We start from the raw sequence: 18,261 nt of genomic DNA on the forward strand, positions 1-18,261 counted from the left end.
GACTACTCTCCACCAAGATCGGAAAAGGGTTTGAGCCCACTCAATAACCCATACAAACCGTGCAACGGCACCGGCAGCCAGGTGGGGCGGTTTTCCGCCTCATAAGCCACTTCATAGGCCGCCTTCTCCAGGCCGAACAACGCCAGTGCGGCGTCCTCGCCTTCAGGATCTTGCCACGCATGACCAAGACTAGCTGCCGCCAGCCGATAAGCGTCGATAAATGCCTGTTGCGCTTCAATTAAATAGCGGTCGGCGACCCGTTGCCGGGCCGCTTGAGCATCGGCGGTGTTGTCGACGTTATGCACGTTGATCGCCATCGCCGCGGCATAGTCGAAGGAGCGCAGCACGCCGCTGACATCTTTGTACGGACTGTGCTTGCCGCGACGCTCACTGAGCGGCCGCGCCGGTTCGCCTTCGAAGTCGATCAGGTAGGCATCGCCTTTGATCACCAGCACCTGGCCCAAGTGCAAGTCGCCGTGGACACGAATCTGCAAGCCACCCGCGGCTTTTTTGCCCAGTTCCTGGACATGGCCGAGGATGGTTTTTTTGTTGTCCAGCAAACGAGTGACCAGCGCTTTGTCCGCCGGGTTCAATTCGCTTTGATGCTGCTTGAGCAACTTCAGCGCGTGTTCCAGTTGCGCCGCCACGTCCTTGGCCGAGGCCAGGGCTTCCTTCTGCGTAGTGACCTGCGGGGCGAAGTCCGGGTTGTCGCTCGGGGTCGCCAGCACCACGTGCATTTCCCCCAGGCGCTGGCCGAGCATGCCGGCAAAATCCTTCAACTCACCGAGGGCGTTGTAGTGCTGCTCCTGCTCGGACACGGCGTCAGCGAGTTCATCGCGCAGCGCCCGTTCGAGGTTGTTCTGGGTCCATTCCCAGGCATCGCCCTGATTGCTCAAGTAGCCCTGGGCAATCATCAACAGCGTGTCTTCACCCTGGGCATCGCGGCGAATCACCGAACCCAGCAGCGGTGAAATATTGGCGAACCCGGCCTGGGTCAGGTACGCGCTCATTTCCAGTTCCGGGTGCACGCCCGAGGCGATTTTGCGGATCAGTTTGAGCACCAGGCTGTTGCCGATCACCACCGAACTGTTGGACTGCTCGGCGGACAGGTAGCGCACTTCCGACTCGGCGCTCAGGCCGCGCTTGGCCAGTTCCTGGGTCGGTTCGAACCGAATCTCGCCTTCGCTGGACTGCAACACGGTACTGGCCTGCATGCCCTCAAGCACCGCGCGGACGTAGGTTTCCAGGCTGAACGCATCAGTGATCAAACCGACCTGACGCACACGGCGAACCCGCGACAGGGCCAGTTGTTGCGGCAGCGCCGCGCCAACCTGATCCTCGGAGATAAAGCCGAACGGCAGTTGATAACGACTGGTCTGGCCGCCGCTGGTGACGTCGATTTCACTCAACAGCACCGGGTGCAGCGGATCGCCGAAGCGTACGCCGTACGCGATGCTGACCTTGTCGATGGCCGCGTCCTTGCCGGCAAACCAGCGCCGGTTCTGCAACCAGTTCGGCAAGATGTCTTGCTCCAGGGTGCCGCGGGACGGCGCTTCGAGCAGTTCTTCCATGCGTTTTTTAAGCACCAGGGTGGTGAAGTCCGGCAGGCTTTGCGCCGGTTCCACGTGCCAGCTCGGCATCTGGTTTTCCGCCGCCAGGACGAACCAATAGAAGCCGTACGGCGCCAGGGTCAGCAGGAAATTCAACTGGCCGATGGGCGGGAAGGCGTTACCGCCGAGCATCTCCACCGGGACCATGCCGGCGTAGGCCGACAGGTCGAGTTCCGCCGCTTGCGCACTGCGCGACACGTTGGCCACGCAGAGGATGATTTCGTGCTTGCCGTCGACGCCGGTGAATTCACGGGTATACGCCAGAATCCGGCGGTTGCTCGGCGAGAGCATTTTCAGCGTGCCACGGCCGAACGCCTTGGACTGCTTGCGCACGGCGAGCATGCGTCGGGTCCAGTTCAGCAGCGAATGCGGGTCGCCGGCCTGGGTTTCGACGTTGACCGACAGGTAGCCGTATTGCGGGTCCATGATCGGCGGCAGCACCAGGCTGGCCGGGTCGGCGCGGGAGAAGCCGCCGTTACGGTCGATGGACCATTGCATCGGCGTACGCACGCCGTCGCGGTCGCCGAGGTAGATGTTGTCGCCCATGCCGATTTCATCGCCGTAATACAAGGTCGGCGTGCCGGGCATCGACAGCAGCAGGCTGTTGAGCAGTTCGATGCGGCGACGGTCGCGCTCCATCAGCGGCGCGAGACGGCGGCGAATCCCCAGGTTGATCCGCGCCCGACGGTCGGCCGCGTAGTAATTCCACAGGTAATCGCGCTCCTTGTCGGTGACCATTTCCAGGGTCAGCTCATCGTGGTTGCGCAGGAAAATCGCCCACTGGCAGTTGGCCGGAATTTCCGGGGTCTGGCGCAGGATGTCGGTGATCGGGAAGCGGTCTTCCTGGGCCAGCGCCATGTACATGCGCGGCATCAGCGGGAAGTGGAACGCCATGTGGCATTCGTCGCCGTTCAGGCCGATGGAATCCGCGTCACCGAAGTACAGCTGCGTGTCTTCCGGCCATTGATTGGCCTCGGCCAGCAGCATGCGGTCGGGGTAGTTGGCATCGATTTCGGCACGGATCTGCTTCAAGACGTCGTGGGTCTCGGGCAGGTTCTCGTTGTTGGTGCCGTCGCGTTCGATCAGGTACGGGATCGCGTCAAGGCGCAGGCCGTCGATGCCCATGTCCAGCCAGTAGCGCATCACCGAGAGCACGGCTTTCATGACTTGCGGGTTGTCGAAGTTCAGGTCCGGCTGGTGGGAATAGAAACGGTGCCAGAAGTACTGACCGGCCACCGGGTCCCAGGTCCAGTTGGACTTCTCGGTGTCGAGGAAAATGATGCGGGTGCCGGCGTACTTTTGGTCGTCATCCGACCAGACGTAGAAGTCCCGGGCGGCCGAGCCTTTTTTGGCTTTGCGCGCGCGCTGGAACCAGGCGTGCTGGTCGGAGGTGTGGTTGATGACCAGCTCGGTGATCACCCGCAAACCACGTTTGTGCGCCTCGGCGATAAAGCGCTTGGCGTCGGCCATGGTGCCGTAGTCGGAATGCACGCCACGGTATTCGGCGATGTCGTAGCCGTCATCGCGGCGCGGCGATGGATAGAACGGCAACAGCCAGATGGTGTTGACGCCCAGGTCGGCAATGTAATCGAGTTTGGCGATCAGCCCGGGAAAGTCGCCGATCCCGTCATTGTTGGAGTCGAAAAAGGATTTAACGTGAACCTGGTAAATCACCGCATCCTTGTACCAGAGTGGATCCTTGATAAAAGTTGTGGCCTTGGGTTTCTTCGCCATTTGAAACTCCTGTTGAATTCGATAAAGCCACTGAGACGCTTGTGGCGAGGGAGCTTGCTCCCGCTGGGTTGCGCAGCAACCCCATTGCAGTTGATCCATTGCACCGCGTTCGCCGGTTTTACGACTGCTTCGCAGCCGAGCGGGAGCAAGCTCCCTCGCCACAGGGAACGCGGTGTCTTCAAGATGTGGTAATTCGCCAAATCCCGAACGGCTGATGCGCCGGGTCGATCCGCATGAACTGGTACTTGCCGTGCCAGGTCCAGCGGTGGCCGTTCATCAAGTCTTCGCCCTGGGTGCTGGCGTCGTCGGGCAGGCCCATTTCCCAGAGCGGCAATTCGAAATTCGCTTCCTGCACGTTATGCGGGTCGAGGCTGACCGCCACCAGGATGAAGTTGCTGCCGTCGGCGCTGCGTTTGCCGAAGTACAGAATGTTGTCGTTCCAGGCGTTGTAGATCTTCAGCCCCAGGTGCGTCTGCAATGCCGGGTTCTGCCGGCGGATGCGGTTGAGCTGGGCGATCTCGGCAATGATGTTGCCCGGCGCATTGAAGTCTCGCGGGCGGATCTCGTACTTCTCGGAATTGAGGTATTCCTCCTTGCCCGGAATCGGCGCTGCCTCGCACAGCTCGAACCCCGAATACATGCCCCACAGGCCCGAGCCCATGGTCGCCAGCGCCGCACGGATCAGAAAGCCGGGGCGTCCAGACTCATGGAGAAACGCCGGGTTGATGTCCGGGGTGTTGACGAAGAAGTTGGGGCGAAAGCATTCACTCCACGGCGACTCGTTCAGTTCACTGAAATAAGTCGACAGTTCGTACTTGGTGTTGCGCCAGGTGAAATAGGTGTAGCTCTGGGAGTAACCGACCTTGCCCAGCCGCGCCATCATCGCCGGGGTGGTAAAGGCTTCGGCGAGGAAAATCACTTCGGGGTGCAGCGCCCGCACATCGGCAATCAGCCATTGCCAGAACGGCAGCGGCTTGGTGTGCGGGTTGTCGACGCGAAAGATCTTCACGCCCTCCTCGACCCAGCCGACCACAATGTCGCGCAATTCGACCCAGAGGCTGGGGATCGCGTCGGCGGCGTAGAAGTCGACGTTGACGATGTCTTGATATTTCTTCGGCGGGTTCTCGGCGTATTTGATCGTGCCGTCGGGCCGCCAGTTGAACCAGCCCGGATGCTGTTGCAGCCACGGGTGGTCCTGGGAGCACTGGATGGCGAAGTCGAGGGCGATTTCCAGCCCATGCTCCGCCGCCGCGACCACCAGCCGGCGGAAGTCTTCGCGGGTGCCCAACTCGGAATGAATCGCTTCGTGCCCGCCCTCGACACTGCCGATGGCGTACGGGCTGCCCGGATCGTCGGGGCCGGCGGTCAGGGAATTGTTCGGGCCTTTGCGGTAGCTGCGGCCGATCGGGTGGATCGGCGGGAAGTACAGCACGTCGAAGCCCATGTCCTGGATCATCGGCAGCCGCGAGTGCACGTCGTTAAAGGTGCCGTGGCGGGTGGGATCGTCGGTGATCGAGCGCGGAAACAGCTCGTACCAGCTGGCGAACTGGGCGATTTCCCGTTCGACGTCCAGCGGGTATTCCTGGCTCAGGCTCAGGTAGGCGCGATGGTCGGCCTCGGCCATGAGGTCGGCGCTACGCTGGTGCAAGAACAGCGCGACCTGCTCGGTTTCGAGCAACCCGGACAGTTCATGGTGCAGCCCCGCCAGTTGCTCGCTCAACTCACCGTCACTGCGCTCGCCGGCCTGTTGCACCATCGTGCGGCCTTCCTGCAGCTCCAGGCTCACCGGCACGCGGGCGGTGTGTTTCTTTTCCAGTTCATAACAGAAGCTGGCGAACTGATCGATCCAGGCTTCGATGCAGAACACATGACGGCCCTGGCGCTCGACCCGGAACCGGCCCTGCCAGCCGTTGTTGCCCAGTTCAGCCATGGTTTCGCTGTGCCAGGACTCCTCACCCTCGCCGCGCCAGCGGATGCGCACGGCCAGTTTGTCGTGGCCATCGGCAAACACCTTGCTGGTCACCAACACGTCCTGGCCGACCACGGCCTTGACGGCAAACTGCCCGCCATCGAGGGTCGGCATGACGTTTTCAATCGCAATGCGCGGCAGCAATAACGCCTGCGACAGCGGCATGTGCGGGTTGTAACTGAGTTCTGTCGGTTTTTCAGCGATCATCGAGCATCTCTCCTTTACGCCCCAAGGACGCTCTTGTGCCAGATGTTCATCCACATGGGCCGGTCCGTCCCGGAATGAACTCACTTAGGTTCCGAGCGACGGGCGCCGGTAAAAGTTCACGGGGATTTGCCTGAGTATTGGTGGGAATCAAAACCTTCACGCGGTGGTCAACTCACTTAAGCACGACTCACGCCATGTGCAACCAGGAGGCATCCACGATGAGCATTCCGATCCCGGCAGAAACGCCTGATCCCAACATCGACAACCCGACGATCCCGCCAACCGAACCGGAGCCGGTGCCCGAACAAGAGCCACCAGGCACCACCCCGCCCCCCCGCGAAGACCCGCCGCAGACCATGCCGCCGGTGATCGTCAGCCCCGCGTAAGATCGTTGATCGTTCCCACGCTCCGCGTGGGAATGCAGCCCGGGACGCTCTGCGTCCCAGTGGAACGCGGAGCGTCCCTTGAGGCATTCCCACGCAGAGCGTGGGAACGATCTTACGGATCACGGTTGTTGTTCTTGTCGAGCATGCGCACCACCACGGGCATCACACTGAAAATCGCCAAGGCCAGCAACGTACTGAGCACCGCCGTCGCCTCGCGGCCCAACCCGGCGGAAACGCCAATGGCCGCAGTCATCCACAAGCCGGCAGCCGTGGTCAGGCCTTTCACGTGACCTTCATCGCCTTCGGTGTTCTTCAGGATGGTCCCGGCACCGAGGAAGCCGATCCCGGCGATCACCCCCTGCACCACCCGGCTCATGGCATCCGCCTGGGAGCCGGACATCTGCGGCACCAGCACAAACAGCGCCGCGCCCAGGGCCACCAACATATGCGTGCGCACCCCGGCAGCCTTGCCCTTGTGCTCGCGCTCGAAACCCAAAATACCGCCCAACACGGCCGCCATCAGCAAACGCACGGTAATGCGCGTCAGTTGTGAAGCGTCGCCAACGTCGGCGAACTCCGCTTGCAGCGTCACCCAAACCGCATACCACCAGGCATCCATCGCGCAGTCCTTGTGAGAGTTGATAAAGGATGGACCGCGTCGACCATTAATCGGTTGCACAGAACGATGGCCGTCCCCGGCGACCTAAGGTTTTAGTCTCCGCCGAAAAAAGGACAGTCCCATGACCGTACGCATCGAAAGCCAAACCTGCTTTTTCACCACCGAAAACGGCGAAGAAATTCGTCTGTGCCCCGACGTCACCATCATCACCGACTCGGAAAAAGCCATGTCGGCAGTGGAGATCAACGGCCAGCGTATCTACATCACCGAAGCAGAAGCCGACGCATTGACCGTAGCAGGTGCTGTCGACGGTCGTAAGCATCTGAAAGCCACCGACAGTGATTCGGTGATTTGACTGACCCGGATCAACAACGCCCGCAGGCGCCTGGGATAGGCGTTTGCGGCCTGCGTTCGCGGGTGCATCAAGTTGTCGCAGGCATTCGTTCAAATCCCATCTGATCCGCTTTTTATTGCAATACCTGAGTCTGTTATGCAAACAGATCGACGCTCATAGTGCACCGGCCTGATGGAGGCTGATGAGCGAACGACCATGAGCGAGAGAATCCCCGTCCGAACCGTAGAGACCTATGAACCTTCACGCCCAAAGATGAAGGTCAAATCCAGCGACAACCTGATCCACACCCGCAGCTTCACCGGCCTGTACCGCACCTTGCGCATGAGCGGTGCCGGTTTCCTGTTCCTCGCCTTCTTCGGCACGGTGTGGCTGAACTGGGGCGGCCGCCAGGCGGTGCTCTGGGATTTATCCGAAAGCAAATTCCACATTTTTGGCGCGACCTTCTGGCCCCAGGATTTCATCCTGCTCTCGGCGCTGTTGATCATTGCCGCGTTCGGCCTGTTTGCGATCACCGTGTTTGCCGGGCGGGTCTGGTGCGGCTACACATGCCCGCAAAGCTCCTGGACCTGGATCTTCATGTGGTGCGAGAAGATCACCGAAGGCGAGCGCAACCAGCGGATCAAGCTACAAGCCGCGCCCTGGGGCCTGAACAAGCTGCTACGGCGCTCGGCCAAGCACACATTGTGGCTGGCCATCAGCCTGCTCACCGGCCTGACCTTTGTCGGTTACTTCACACCAATCCGCCCCTTGGCCGAAGAACTGCTGACCCTGCAAATGGCCGGGGTCAGCCTGTTCTGGGTGATCTTCTTCACCGGCGCCACCTACATCAACGCCGGTTGGCTGCGTGAAGCGGTGTGCATGCACATGTGCCCGTATGCGCGGTTCCAGAGCGTGATGTTCGACAAGGACACCTTGACCATTTCCTACGACGTGGCCCGTGGCGAAAACCGTGGCCCGCGCAAACGCGAGGTGAAACCGGCCGACGTCGGCCTCGGCGACTGCATCGACTGCCAGGTCTGCGTGCAGGTCTGCCCGACCGGCATCGACATCCGCGACGGCTTGCAAATGGAATGCATCGGCTGCGCGGCGTGCATCGACGCCTGCGATTCGATCATGGACAAAATGGGCTACGCTCGCGGGCTGATCAGTTACACCTCCGAACATGAATTGCAGGGTGGCAAGACCCATCTGCTGCGGCCACGGTTGATTGGCTACACGGCGGTGCTGCTGATCATGATCGGCGCGCTGGCCCTGGCGTTGGTGGAACGGCCAATGGTGTCGCTGGACGTCACCAAGGACCGGGGCATGTACCGTGAAAACAGCGAAGGCCTGATCGAGAACATCTACAGCCTCAAAGTCATCAACAAGACCCAGCAGCGCCAGGATTACCATCTGAGCCTGGTGGATGGCGATGGCTTCCAGCTGCAAGGCAAGACGGAGTTGAGCCTGGCGCCGGGTGAGATTGTCGATGTGCCGCTGTCGGTGGCCATGACCACGGAACGGCCGAGCAGCAGCTCGCAGACCATCAGCTTCAAGATTGTCGACAGCGACGAACCCGACATCTACAGCGTGGCGAAGAGCCGGTTTGTTGCGCCGATGAATCGTTGAGCCGTTAAGATGCCGCCCATTGTCAGGCGCGGTCCATTGTGGCGAGGGAGCTTGCTCCCGCTCGGCTGCGAAGCAGTCGCAAAGATTTTGGGGGCGCTACGCACCCCAGCGGGAGCAAGCTCCCTCGCCACAACTGTGTACACATGAAAAATTTCAAACCGGGTTCTAGATGAAACGCTACGAAAAATTCGCCGATGACATCGCTGAACTGATCCGCTCCGGGGTCCTTGGCCCCGGCCAGCGCGTGCCGTCGGTGCGCTACGCCAGCCAGACCTACGGGGTCAGCCCGTCCACGGTGTTCCAGGCGTATTACCTGCTGGAGCGTCGCGGCCTGATCCGGGCCCGGCCGCGCTCCGGTTACTTCGTCAACACCCACGCCCCGAGCCCGTTTTCGGAGCCGGTGATCAGCAGCCAGGTCAACGAGTCCACCGAAGTCGACGTCAGCGAACTGGTGTTCTCGGTCCTCGACTCGATCAAGGACCCGACCACCGTCCCGTTCGGCTCCGCCTTCCCCAGCCCGACCCTGTTCCCGCTGCAACGCCTGTCCCGCTCCCTGGCCAGCGCCGCCCGGGAGATGGACCCGCGCATGGTGGTCACCGACATGTCGCCGGGCAACCCGCAGCTGCGCCGGCAAATCGCCCTGCGTTACATGGTCGGCGGGCTGATGCTGCCGATGGAAGAACTGCTGATCACCAACGGTGCGCTGGAGGCCTTGAACCTGTGCCTGCAAGCCGTCACCGAACCCGGCGACCTGGTGGCCATCGAAGCCCCGGCGTTCTACGCCAGCCTGCAAGTGCTGGAACGCCTGAAGCTCAAAGCGGTGGAAATCCCGGTGCACCCGCGCGACGGCATCGACCTGGGCGTGCTCGCGCAAACCCTGGAGCGCCACCCGATCAAGGCCTGCTGGTGCATGACCAGTTTCCAGAACCCGATGGGCGCGACCATGCCCGAGGCGAAGAAGCAGGAATTGGTGGAATTGTTGCGCAGCCATCAAGTGCCGCTGATCGAGGACGACGTCTACGCCGAACTCTATTACGGCCAGCAAGCGCCGAAACCGGCCAAGGCCTTTGATACCGAAGGCCTGGTGATGCATTGCGGTTCGTTCGCCAAGAGCCTGGCCCCCGGCTACCGCATCGGCTGGGTCGCCGCCGGGCGTTACGCGCAAAAAATCGAACGGCTGAAACTCATGACCTCGCTCTGCGCCTCAATGCCGGCCCAGGCCGCCATCGCCGATTACCTGCAACACGGCGGCTACGACCGTCACCTGCGCAAACTGCGTTACGCCCTGGAAGAACAGCAAAGCGCCATGCTCGCCGCCATCGCCCGCTACTTCCCGGCGCAGACCCGCGTCAGCCAACCGGCCGGCGGCTACTTTTTGTGGCTGGAACTGCCACCGCAGATGGATTCGTTGAAGCTGTTCCAGATGGCGCTCGCCCAAGGGATCAGCATCGCGCCGGGGCCGATCTTTTCACCGACCCAGCGCTTCAGGAATTGCATTCGTTTGAACTACGGCAGCCCGTGGGATGAGGCGTCGGAGAAGGCGATGGAGACGTTGGGGCGGATCGTGCGGTCGTTCTGACAGTGATCGCGTGATCGTTCCCACGCGCCCCGCCTGATCGTTCCCACGCTCTGCGTGGGAATGCCGCCACGGACGCTCCGCGTTCGGCTCTGGATGTGACGCGGAGCGTCACGGGATGCATTCCCACGCAGAGCGTGGGAACGATCGGCGATCAGCGGTTAGCGTCCGCCACCCAAATCCACAAACGTCCCGGTCGCATACGAAGCCTTGTCCGACAACAACCACACAATCGCCTCGGCCACTTCATCCGGCCGCCCACCCCGGGCCATCGGGATGGCCGACTCCAGCTTGCTGACCCGATCCGGATCGCCGCTCAGCGCGTGGAAATCGGTGTAGATAAAACCGGGGCGCACGGCGTTGACACGAATCCCCTCGCCCGCCACTTCCTTCGACAGGCCGATGGTGAAGCTGTCCAGCGCACCTTTTGAGGCGGCGTAATCCACGTACTCGTTGGGCGAGCCCAGGCGCGAAGCGACTGAAGACACATTGACGATGCTGCCACCCTGCCCGCCATGCTTGGGCGACATGCGCAGGATCGCGTGCTTGGCGCAAAGGATCGGTGCCAGGACGTTGGTCTTGAGGGTTTTGAGAATGCGAAATTCGGACATTTCGTCGATCCGGGACTTGTGCCCGACGGTGCCGGCGTTGTTCACCAGGGCGGTGACCCGGCCCAACTCGGTGTCGACGCGGTGGAACAGGGCAACCACTTCGTCTTCGATGCTGACGTCGGCGCGCACGGTAATGGCCTGGGCGCCGAGGGCGCGGACTTGCTCCAGCACATGTTGGGCAGCCTGTTCATCAGCCTGATAGTTGATACAGATCCGGTAGCCCTGTTCCGCGGCCAACAGCGCCGTGGCCGCGCCAATCCCGCGGCTGCCGCCGGTGATGACAATGACTTTTTCCATGCTGGTGTTCCCCCGTTTCGAGCTTAAGCAGTCGGGGGCAAGAATAACCGCCATTGGCGGGTTTTGCATGACCTGCATCTATCGGGGTGACGATGCAGATAGGTGGCGAAGTGCTTTTCTGTGGCGAGGGAGCTTGCTCCCGCTGGACTGCGCAGCAGTCCCTGTTTTTGGGGGCCGCTGCGCGGCCCAGCGGGAGCAAGCTCCCTCGCCACAGGTTTCTACCCCACTCCAGGCAGGATCTATCAGACCGCCGCCAGCTGTTCACCCCGAACAATATCGACCATAAAACGCTCCGCCGGCAGCGGGTGCCCGAGCAGATAACCCTGCAACGAATCACACCCCAACTTCGTCAGAAAGTCCTGCTGCACACCGGTCTCCACGCCTTCCGCCACGATCCGCAAACCCAGCGCCTGGCCCAGCGCCACAATCGCCGAAACGATGGCCGCGTCATCGCTGTCATGCTCCAGATCCCGGACAAAGCCGCGGTCAATCTTCAGCTCGTTAGCCGGCAAACGCTTGAGGTACATCAAGCTCGAATAACCGGTGCCGAAGTCATCAATGGACAAATCGACGCCCATTTCCGACAGTTCCTGCAGCACGGTCATGCTCGCATCGGCGTCGCTCATGGCGGTGGTTTCGGTGATTTCCAGGGTCAGGCTGTTGGCCGGCAAATGGTGCGTGGCCAAGGCCTTGGCCACGCTCTGGACCAGGCCGGCGTGGCAGAACTGCAAGGCCGAGAGGTTTACGGCGATGCGCCAGTCGGTGTAGCCGAGCACATACCATTCGCGCATCTGCCGGCAGGCTTCGTTGAGCACCCACTCGCCGATAGGAATGATCAGCCCGGTCTTTTCCGCCAGTTCGATGAATTTGTCCGGCAGCAACATGCCCTGGGTCGGGTGCTGCCAGCGCAGCAAGGCCTCGGCGCCGACCGGACGCCCATTGCTGGCGTCGAACTTGGGTTGGTAATACAGACTGAATTGTTGATGTTCCAACGCAGCGCGCAGGTCTTGCAGCAGTTGCAGTTGCTTGCGGGCGTTGCTGTTCATCGAGGCGTCGAAGAAGCTGTGACCGTTTTTGCCTGCGCCCTTGGCGTGGTACATCGCGGCGTCGGCGTTCATCAGCAGTTCCTGGGCGGTCTGGCCATTGCCCGGATACAGCGCGATGCCGACGCTGGCGGAGATCCGCAAGTCATGCTCGGCGACCCGGAACGAGCGCGCGATCAGGCTGACCTGACGCGCCGCCAGGTTCAGTGCATCGTTGGGCTCGCTCAGGCGCACCAGCAGCACGAATTCGTCGCCGCCGATCCGCGCCAACGTGTCCTGGCTGCGCAAGTCTTCGCGCAGTCGCAGGCTGACTTCGCGCAGCAACTGATCACCCATGTGGTGGCCGAAGGCATCGTTGACCGGTTTGAAGCCGTCCAGATCGATGAACATCAGCGCAAAACAACCGCCCTGCTCTTGCACCTTGGACATGGCCAGGTCGATGCGATCCGCCAGCAACGTGCGGTTCGGCAGGCCGGTCAGGGTGTCGTGCAAGGCCAATTGGGTGAGTTCGCGGTTGGCCTCGGTCAGCGAGCGCGCAAGATCAGCGGTGCGCGCCTCCAGGCGTGCATCGAGAATCGAGGTCAGCAAGGCAATGCTCAACACCGCGAGGGTGGTGATCAGCACCAGGTTGTCCAGGCCTTTACCGCTCAAGCCATTGAGGGCCGCGCTGCAGAAACTGCCGTCCGGAAAACGCGCCGCCGCCATGCCGGTGTAGTGCATGCCGACGATGGCGAAGCCCATGATCACCGCAGCACCCCCACGGATCAGGCCCACGTAAGGCGTGTGCTGGCGCAGGCGGAAGGCAATCCACAACGCTGCGGCGGACGCACCGACGGCAATCAGCAGCGAGGCGCCGAACAGCGTCGGGTCGTAATCGATGCCCGGCACCATCAGCATGGCGGCCATGCCGGTGTAATGCATGGCGCTGATCCCGGCGCCCATCACCAGCGCGCCGAACGCCAGTTGCCAGCCCGGCAGCTTCGGCTGGCTGACCAGCCACAGGGCAAAGCCGCAGGACAGGATGGCAATGACCAGCGACAGCACGGTCAGGCTGAGGTCGTAGCCCAGGTCGATGGGTAATTTGAACGCGAGCATGCCGATGAAATGCATCGACCATACGCCAATGCCCATGGCCACCGCGCCGCCGGCGGTCCACAGATGGACAGCGCGGCCCTTGGTGGTGGCGATCCGGCCGGTCAGGTCAAGGGCGGTGTACGAAGCGAGGATCGCCACGCACAGCGAGATGAAAACCAGCGTAGGGGAATAGGTGCCGATGAGCATGGGATTTCTCGTGACTGCCCCTGCGTACTGCATCCATTCTCGGGGGGCAAAGTCGGCGATTGTACTGAATGCGCGGAAGAACGCACTGACAAAATTATCAAATGGCCATCAAGCCGATGAAACGCTTGTTTGACAGCAAAAATCGGAGTTTCAACGCGATCATTGTGGCGATCTGAAGGTCCGCGTTTGATCGTTCCCACGCTATGCGTGGGAATGCCGCCACGGACGCTCCGCGTTCGGCTCTGGATGTGACGCAGAGCGTCACGTGATGCATTCCCACGCAGAGCGTGGGAACGATCAGCATGCAGGTTATTCCTTGTCACTCACCTGCAACTCCCCATCCCACCCACCGCCCAACGCCGCAATCAACTGCACGCTGGCAATCAACCGGCTCTGCAACACGTTCAACACGCTTTGTTCGTTGTTCAACGCCGTGGCTTGCACCACTACCACGTCCAGATAGGCAATCAAACCGGCCTTGTACTGGTTTTCGGTCAGGCGCAGGGAGTCGCGCGCCGCGTCCAGTGCTTCCTGGCGCACCGCCGCTTCGTCTTCGAACACCTTGAGTTGCACCAGGTAGTTTTCCACTTCGCGGAAGCCATCGAGCACGGTCTGGCGGTACTTGGCCACGGTTTCGTCGTAGACCGCTTCGTTGCGGTCGACTTCCGCCGAGCGCGCACCACCGTCGAACAACGGCAAGTCCAGTTTTGGCCCCACCGACCAGAAGCGGTTCGGCAAGCTGATCAGGTTGCTCGATGTACTGCTGCTGTAACCGCCGCTCAGGCTCAGGGTCAGGTCCGGGTAGTACGCGGCTTTCGCCACGCCAATTTCGGCGTTGGCGGCGATCACCGAGCGTTCGGCGGAGGCAATGTCCGGGCGGCGTTCAAGCAATTGCGACGGCAGGCTCAGGGGGATTTGCGGCAGTTTCGGAATGTCCTGGGTTTCCGCCAGGTTGAACTGCGCCGGTGGCAGGCCGATCAGCACCGCGATGGCGTTTTCGAACTGCGCCCGTTGCCAGATCAGATCCACCAGATCAGCCTGGGTGCTTTTGAGCTGCGTCTGGGCCTGGGCCACCGCATCGCGCCCGGAGACACCGGCGCGGTACTGGTTCTGGGTCATTTGCAGCGAGCGTTGATAGGCCGCGACCGTCGATTCGAGCAAACGCTTCTGCTGGTCGATGACCCGCAACTGCAAATAGTTCTGCACCATTTCCGACTGCTGGCTCAGGCGCATGGCCGCCAGATCGGCGAAGCTCGCCTGAGCGCTGGCCGTGTCGGCTTCCAGCCCGCGGCGCAACTTGCCCCAGATATCCGCTTCCCAACTGACGCCCAATTCGGTGGTGTAGGTATTGCGAATCCCGCTGGCGGAACTGCTCAGGCTGGAACTGCTGCTGCCGGCACCCTGACTGGAACGGGTTTTACCCGCGCTCAAATCGACGGTCGGGTAAAACGCCGCGCGGGCGCTTTTCACCAAGGCCTGGGACTGGCGATAGCGGGCCTCGGCCTGGGCGACGGTCTGGTTGGCATTGTTGAGTTGTTCCACCAGGCCATTGAGCTGGCGGTCACCGTACAACTCCCACCAGGCGCCACGGGCCAGGGCATCGCTGGGACTGGCCTGACGCCAGCCCTCGGCTTCCTTGTACTGCGCAATCTCGGCCGTGTGCGGGCGCTGATAATCCGGGCCGACGGCGCAGGCGCTGACCAGGGCCATGCACAGCGCCAGGCTCAACAAGCGCGAGCCCCGGGCCAGGGCAATCGGTGCAGCCAGAGTGATAAGCGAACGGTCAGTCATAGCGGAGTTTCCAGAGCTGCATCGGTACGTATCCCACGCCATTTATTGAAGCGATGGCGCAGTTTGTCGAGGTAGAGGTAAACCACCGGGGTGGTGTAGAGGGTCAGCACCTGGCTGAAGATCAGCCCGCCGATGATGGTCAGGCCCAGCGGCTGGCGCATTTCCGCGCCCTCGGCACGACTGAGCAGCAACGGCAGCGCGCCGAGAATCGCCGCCAGCGTGGTCATCAGGATCGGCCGCAGCCGTTGCAGACAGGCGCTGCGAATCGAATCCAGCGGCGTCATGCCCTGATGCCGCTCCAACTGCAACGCCAAGTCGATCATCAGGATCGCGTTTTTCTTCACCACGCCGATCAGCAGGAACAGCCCCAACAGCGAGATCAGGCTGAACTCCCCGCCCAAGGCATAGATCGACAACAAGGCGCCAACCCCGGCCGACGGCAAGGTCGACAGAATGGTCAGCGGGTGAATGTAGCTTTCATACAACACGCCCAACACCAGATACACCGCCACCAACGCGCCGAGAATCATGAACGGCTGACTCTTCTGGGTCGCGGCAAAGGCGTCGGCGGTGCCGGCCATTTTCACGATCACGTCTTCCGGCATGCCGAGCTTGGCAATCGCCCGCTCGATGGCCGCCGTGCCCTGCTCCACCGTGACCCCTTCGGCCATGTCGAACGAAATGCTCTCGGACGCGAACTGGCCTTCGTGGCTGACCCGGTCGTCTTCCAGGCTGTTTTCGTAGTGGGCAATGGTCGACAGCGGAATCCGCGCACCATCGGCGGTGATCACCTGAACCTGCTTGAGGGTGATCGGGTCCTGGGCGTATTTGGGATTGACCTCCATCACCACCTGATACTGGTTGAGGCTGTCGTAGATCGTCGAAATCTGCCGCTGGCTGTAGGCGTTGTTCAACACGGCGGTGACCATGTCCATGTCCACTCCCAGGCGCTTGGCCTGATCGCGGTCGACGATCAGCGTCACTTGTTGCGCGCCGCGCCCCTCGCGAGCATCAATCGCCGTCAGCTCGGGCAAGGCCCGCAGCGCGGTGACGACTTTCGGGTACCACTCGCGCAACGAACCCAGATCGGCGCTTTGCAGGATGTAGGAATATTGCGAAGTGGTCTGCTCACGCCCGCCGCCAAATTGCAGGTCCTGATCCGCCATCAACATCAACTGCGCGCCGGCGACCTTGGGCATTTCCTTGCGCAGGCGTTCGATCACCTTCTGCGCGGAAATATTGCGCTCCTTGATCGGTTTCAGGCGCACCAGCATGAAGGCGTTGTTGGTGCCGTTGGTGCCGCCGATGAACCCGGCCACGCTCTGCACCGCATCGTCCTTGAGCACGGCACGGCGGAAGACTTCCATCTTCGGCTGCATCACGCTGAACGACAGGCCGTCGTCGCCGCGCACAAAACCGATCAACTGCCCGGTGTCCTGCTGCGGCATGAAGGTTTTCGGCACCACCACGTACAGCGCAACGTTGACGCCGATGGTCACGATCAGGCTGAGCAAGGTCAGGCGGCGGTGACGCAGCACCCAGTCGAGGCTGGTGGCGTACTTGCCGACCATCCAGTCGTTGGCGCGCTGGCTCCAGCGTTGCAGACGGTTTTCCTGGCCCGGCGTATGCGGCTTGAGCCAACGGGCGCAGAGCATCGGGGTCAGGGTCAACGACACGATCAGCGAGACGACGATGGACGCCGCCAGGGTGATGGAAAACTCGCGGAACAGGCTTTCGATGATCCCGCCCATAAACAGGATCGACAGGAACACCGCCACCAGCGACACGTTCATCGACAGCAACGTAAAGCCGACTTCCTGGGCCCCGAGGTACGCCGCTTTCATCGGCGGCACGCCTTTGTCGATGTGCCGGGAAATGTTCTCCAGCACCACGATGGCGTCGTCCACCACCAGCCCGGTGGCGAGGATCAGCGCCATCAGCGACAGGTTGTTCAGGGAAAACCCGTAGAGGTACATCACCGCGAAGGTGCCGACCAGCGACACGGGCACCGCCAGCGTCGGAATCAGCGAGGCGCGGAAGTTACCGAGGAACAGGAACACCACCAGAATCACCAGCGCCACGGCGATCAGCAGGGTCATTTCCGCTTCATGCAACGTCGCCTTGATCACCGGCGAGCGGTCCATGGCCAGGTTCAGCTTGACGCTGGCCGGCAACACCGCCTGCAACGCCGGCAACTGCGCCTTGATATCGTTGACCGTCTCGATGATGTTGGCGCCGGCCTGACGGTTGATCACCAGCAGCACCGCCGCATCATTGTTGAAGAAACCGCTGTTGTAGCGGTCCTCGACGCCGTCGCTGACCGTGGCCACATCCTTCAGGCGCAGGGCCGCGCCGTTGTTGTAGTGGATGATCAGCGACTCGTAGTCCTTGGCCTTTTCCAGTTGATCGTTGGCCTGCACCTGCCACAGACGCTGGTCGTCCTCGACCGAACCTTTCGGCCGGCGCACGTTGGCGTTGGCGATGGTGTTGCGCACCTCGTCCAGGGCCACGCCGTACTGGTTCAGCGCCTGGGGTTCGAGTTCGATGCGCACCGCTGGCAGCGAGCTGCCGCCGATCTGCACTTCGCCCACACCCTGCACCTGGGACAGGCTCTGGGACAGGATCGTCGAGGCCAAGTCGTAGAGCTGGCCTTTTTCCAGTACATCCGAGGTCAGGGACAAGACCATGATCGGCGCTTGCGACGGGTTGACCTTCTTATAGGTCGGCATGCTGCGCATCCCGCTGGGCAGCAGGTTGCGCGAGGCGTTGATCGCCGCTTGCACTTCCCGCGCCGCACCGTTGATGTCGCGGTCGAGGTCGAACTGCAAAATCACCCGGGTCGAGCCCTGGCTGGAGCGGCTGCTCATGGTGTTGACCCCGGCGATGGCGCCGAAGGAACGTTCCAGCGGCGTGGCCACGGTCGAAGCCATTACCTCCGGGCTGGCACCGGGCAGACTGGCCTGGACCACGATCACCGGGAAGTCCATCTGCGGCAGCGGCGACACCGGCAACAGGCCGAAACTTACGCCGCCCAGCAACATGATCGCCAAAGAGAGCAGCATGGTTGCCACGGGACGTTTGATGAACGGTCCTGAGAGATTCATGGACGACAGCTCCAAGCTTCAAGCCGTAAGCTGCAAGAGAAAAGCAGGCCGTGCGCAGGCTTTAACTTGC

The 18,261-nt window shown here is 61.9% G+C and carries 12 protein-coding genes; 4 read left to right on the plus strand and 8 right to left on the minus strand.

Going from position 1 to position 18,261, the window contains the following annotated elements:
- Window positions 1-2: 2 nt before the first annotated feature.
- Together treS and ACY4LX_RS19710 are read right to left on the minus strand one after the other, a co-directional pair.
- Window positions 3-3,344, minus strand: coding sequence for a maltose alpha-D-glucosyltransferase (treS, locus tag ACY4LX_RS19705; RefSeq protein WP_463257528.1), 3,342 nt, complete (start codon window positions 3,342-3,344; stop codon window positions 3-5).
- Between the two features lie 178 nt (window positions 3,345-3,522).
- Window positions 3,523-5,520, minus strand: a complete 1,998-nt coding sequence (locus ACY4LX_RS19710) for an alpha-1,4-glucan--maltose-1-phosphate maltosyltransferase (protein WP_463257529.1) — start codon at window positions 5,518-5,520, stop codon at window positions 3,523-3,525.
- 218 nt (window positions 5,521-5,738) lie between these two features.
- Here ACY4LX_RS19710 and ACY4LX_RS19715 point away from each other — a divergent pair, with 218 nt between their 5' ends.
- On the plus strand, window positions 5,739-5,906 hold the full coding sequence (locus ACY4LX_RS19715; protein ID WP_178129263.1) for a hypothetical protein: 168 nt from the start codon (window positions 5,739-5,741) through the stop codon (window positions 5,904-5,906).
- A 112-nt stretch (window positions 5,907-6,018) separates the two neighbouring features.
- Here the strand turns inward: ACY4LX_RS19715 and ACY4LX_RS19720 are convergent, their stop codons facing one another.
- Window positions 6,019-6,525 carry an MgtC/SapB family protein gene (locus tag ACY4LX_RS19720; RefSeq protein ID WP_463257530.1) on the minus strand — a complete coding sequence of 169 codons (507 nt, stop codon included), beginning with the start codon at window positions 6,523-6,525 and terminating at the stop codon, window positions 6,019-6,021.
- Window positions 6,526-6,646: 121 nt separating this feature from the next.
- Between ACY4LX_RS19720 and ACY4LX_RS19725 the strand changes: the two genes are divergently transcribed.
- From ACY4LX_RS19725 to mapR, 3 genes are all read left to right on the plus strand, one after another.
- Window positions 6,647-6,880: a DUF3203 family protein gene (locus ACY4LX_RS19725; RefSeq protein ID WP_149661474.1), complete on the plus strand. Its 234-nt coding sequence runs from the start codon at window positions 6,647-6,649 to the stop codon at window positions 6,878-6,880.
- A 195-nt stretch (window positions 6,881-7,075) separates the two neighbouring features.
- Window positions 7,076-8,488 carry a cytochrome c oxidase accessory protein CcoG gene (gene ccoG / locus ACY4LX_RS19730; RefSeq protein WP_463257531.1) on the plus strand — a complete coding sequence of 471 codons (1,413 nt, stop codon included), beginning with the start codon at window positions 7,076-7,078 and terminating at the stop codon, window positions 8,486-8,488.
- Between the two features lie 169 nt (window positions 8,489-8,657).
- Window positions 8,658-10,067 (plus strand): GntR family transcriptional regulator MpaR, encoded by a 1,410-nt coding sequence (mapR, locus tag ACY4LX_RS19735; protein ID WP_133839068.1) that lies wholly within the window; start codon window positions 8,658-8,660, stop codon window positions 10,065-10,067.
- 158 nt (window positions 10,068-10,225) lie between these two features.
- On the opposite strand, the gene ACY4LX_RS19740 is transcribed toward mapR, so the two are convergent.
- The 5 genes from ACY4LX_RS19740 to ACY4LX_RS19760 all read right to left on the minus strand — a co-directional run bounded on the left by ACY4LX_RS19740 (window position 10,226) and on the right by ACY4LX_RS19760 (window position 18,191).
- Window positions 10,226-10,972 carry an SDR family oxidoreductase gene (locus tag ACY4LX_RS19740; protein WP_149661476.1) on the minus strand — a complete coding sequence of 249 codons (747 nt, stop codon included), beginning with the start codon at window positions 10,970-10,972 and terminating at the stop codon, window positions 10,226-10,228.
- 242 nt (window positions 10,973-11,214) lie between these two features.
- Window positions 11,215-13,296 (minus strand): putative bifunctional diguanylate cyclase/phosphodiesterase, encoded by a 2,082-nt coding sequence (locus ACY4LX_RS19745; RefSeq protein WP_463257532.1) that lies wholly within the window; start codon window positions 13,294-13,296, stop codon window positions 11,215-11,217.
- Window positions 13,297-13,393: 97 nt separating this feature from the next.
- Window positions 13,394-13,600 (minus strand): hypothetical protein, encoded by a 207-nt coding sequence (locus ACY4LX_RS19750; protein ID WP_463257533.1) that lies wholly within the window; start codon window positions 13,598-13,600, stop codon window positions 13,394-13,396.
- Between the two features lie 5 nt (window positions 13,601-13,605).
- Window positions 13,606-15,087: an efflux transporter outer membrane subunit gene (locus ACY4LX_RS19755; RefSeq protein WP_149661479.1), complete on the minus strand. Its 1,482-nt coding sequence runs from the start codon at window positions 15,085-15,087 to the stop codon at window positions 13,606-13,608.
- Window positions 15,084-18,191 carry an efflux RND transporter permease subunit gene (locus ACY4LX_RS19760; RefSeq protein ID WP_463257534.1) on the minus strand — a complete coding sequence of 1,036 codons (3,108 nt, stop codon included), beginning with the start codon at window positions 18,189-18,191 and terminating at the stop codon, window positions 15,084-15,086. The genes ACY4LX_RS19755 and ACY4LX_RS19760 overlap by 4 nt, the downstream gene beginning before the upstream one ends.
- Window positions 18,192-18,261 lie beyond the last annotated feature (70 nt).

It is taken from the genome of Pseudomonas sp. Emmai, assembly GCF_055179735.1.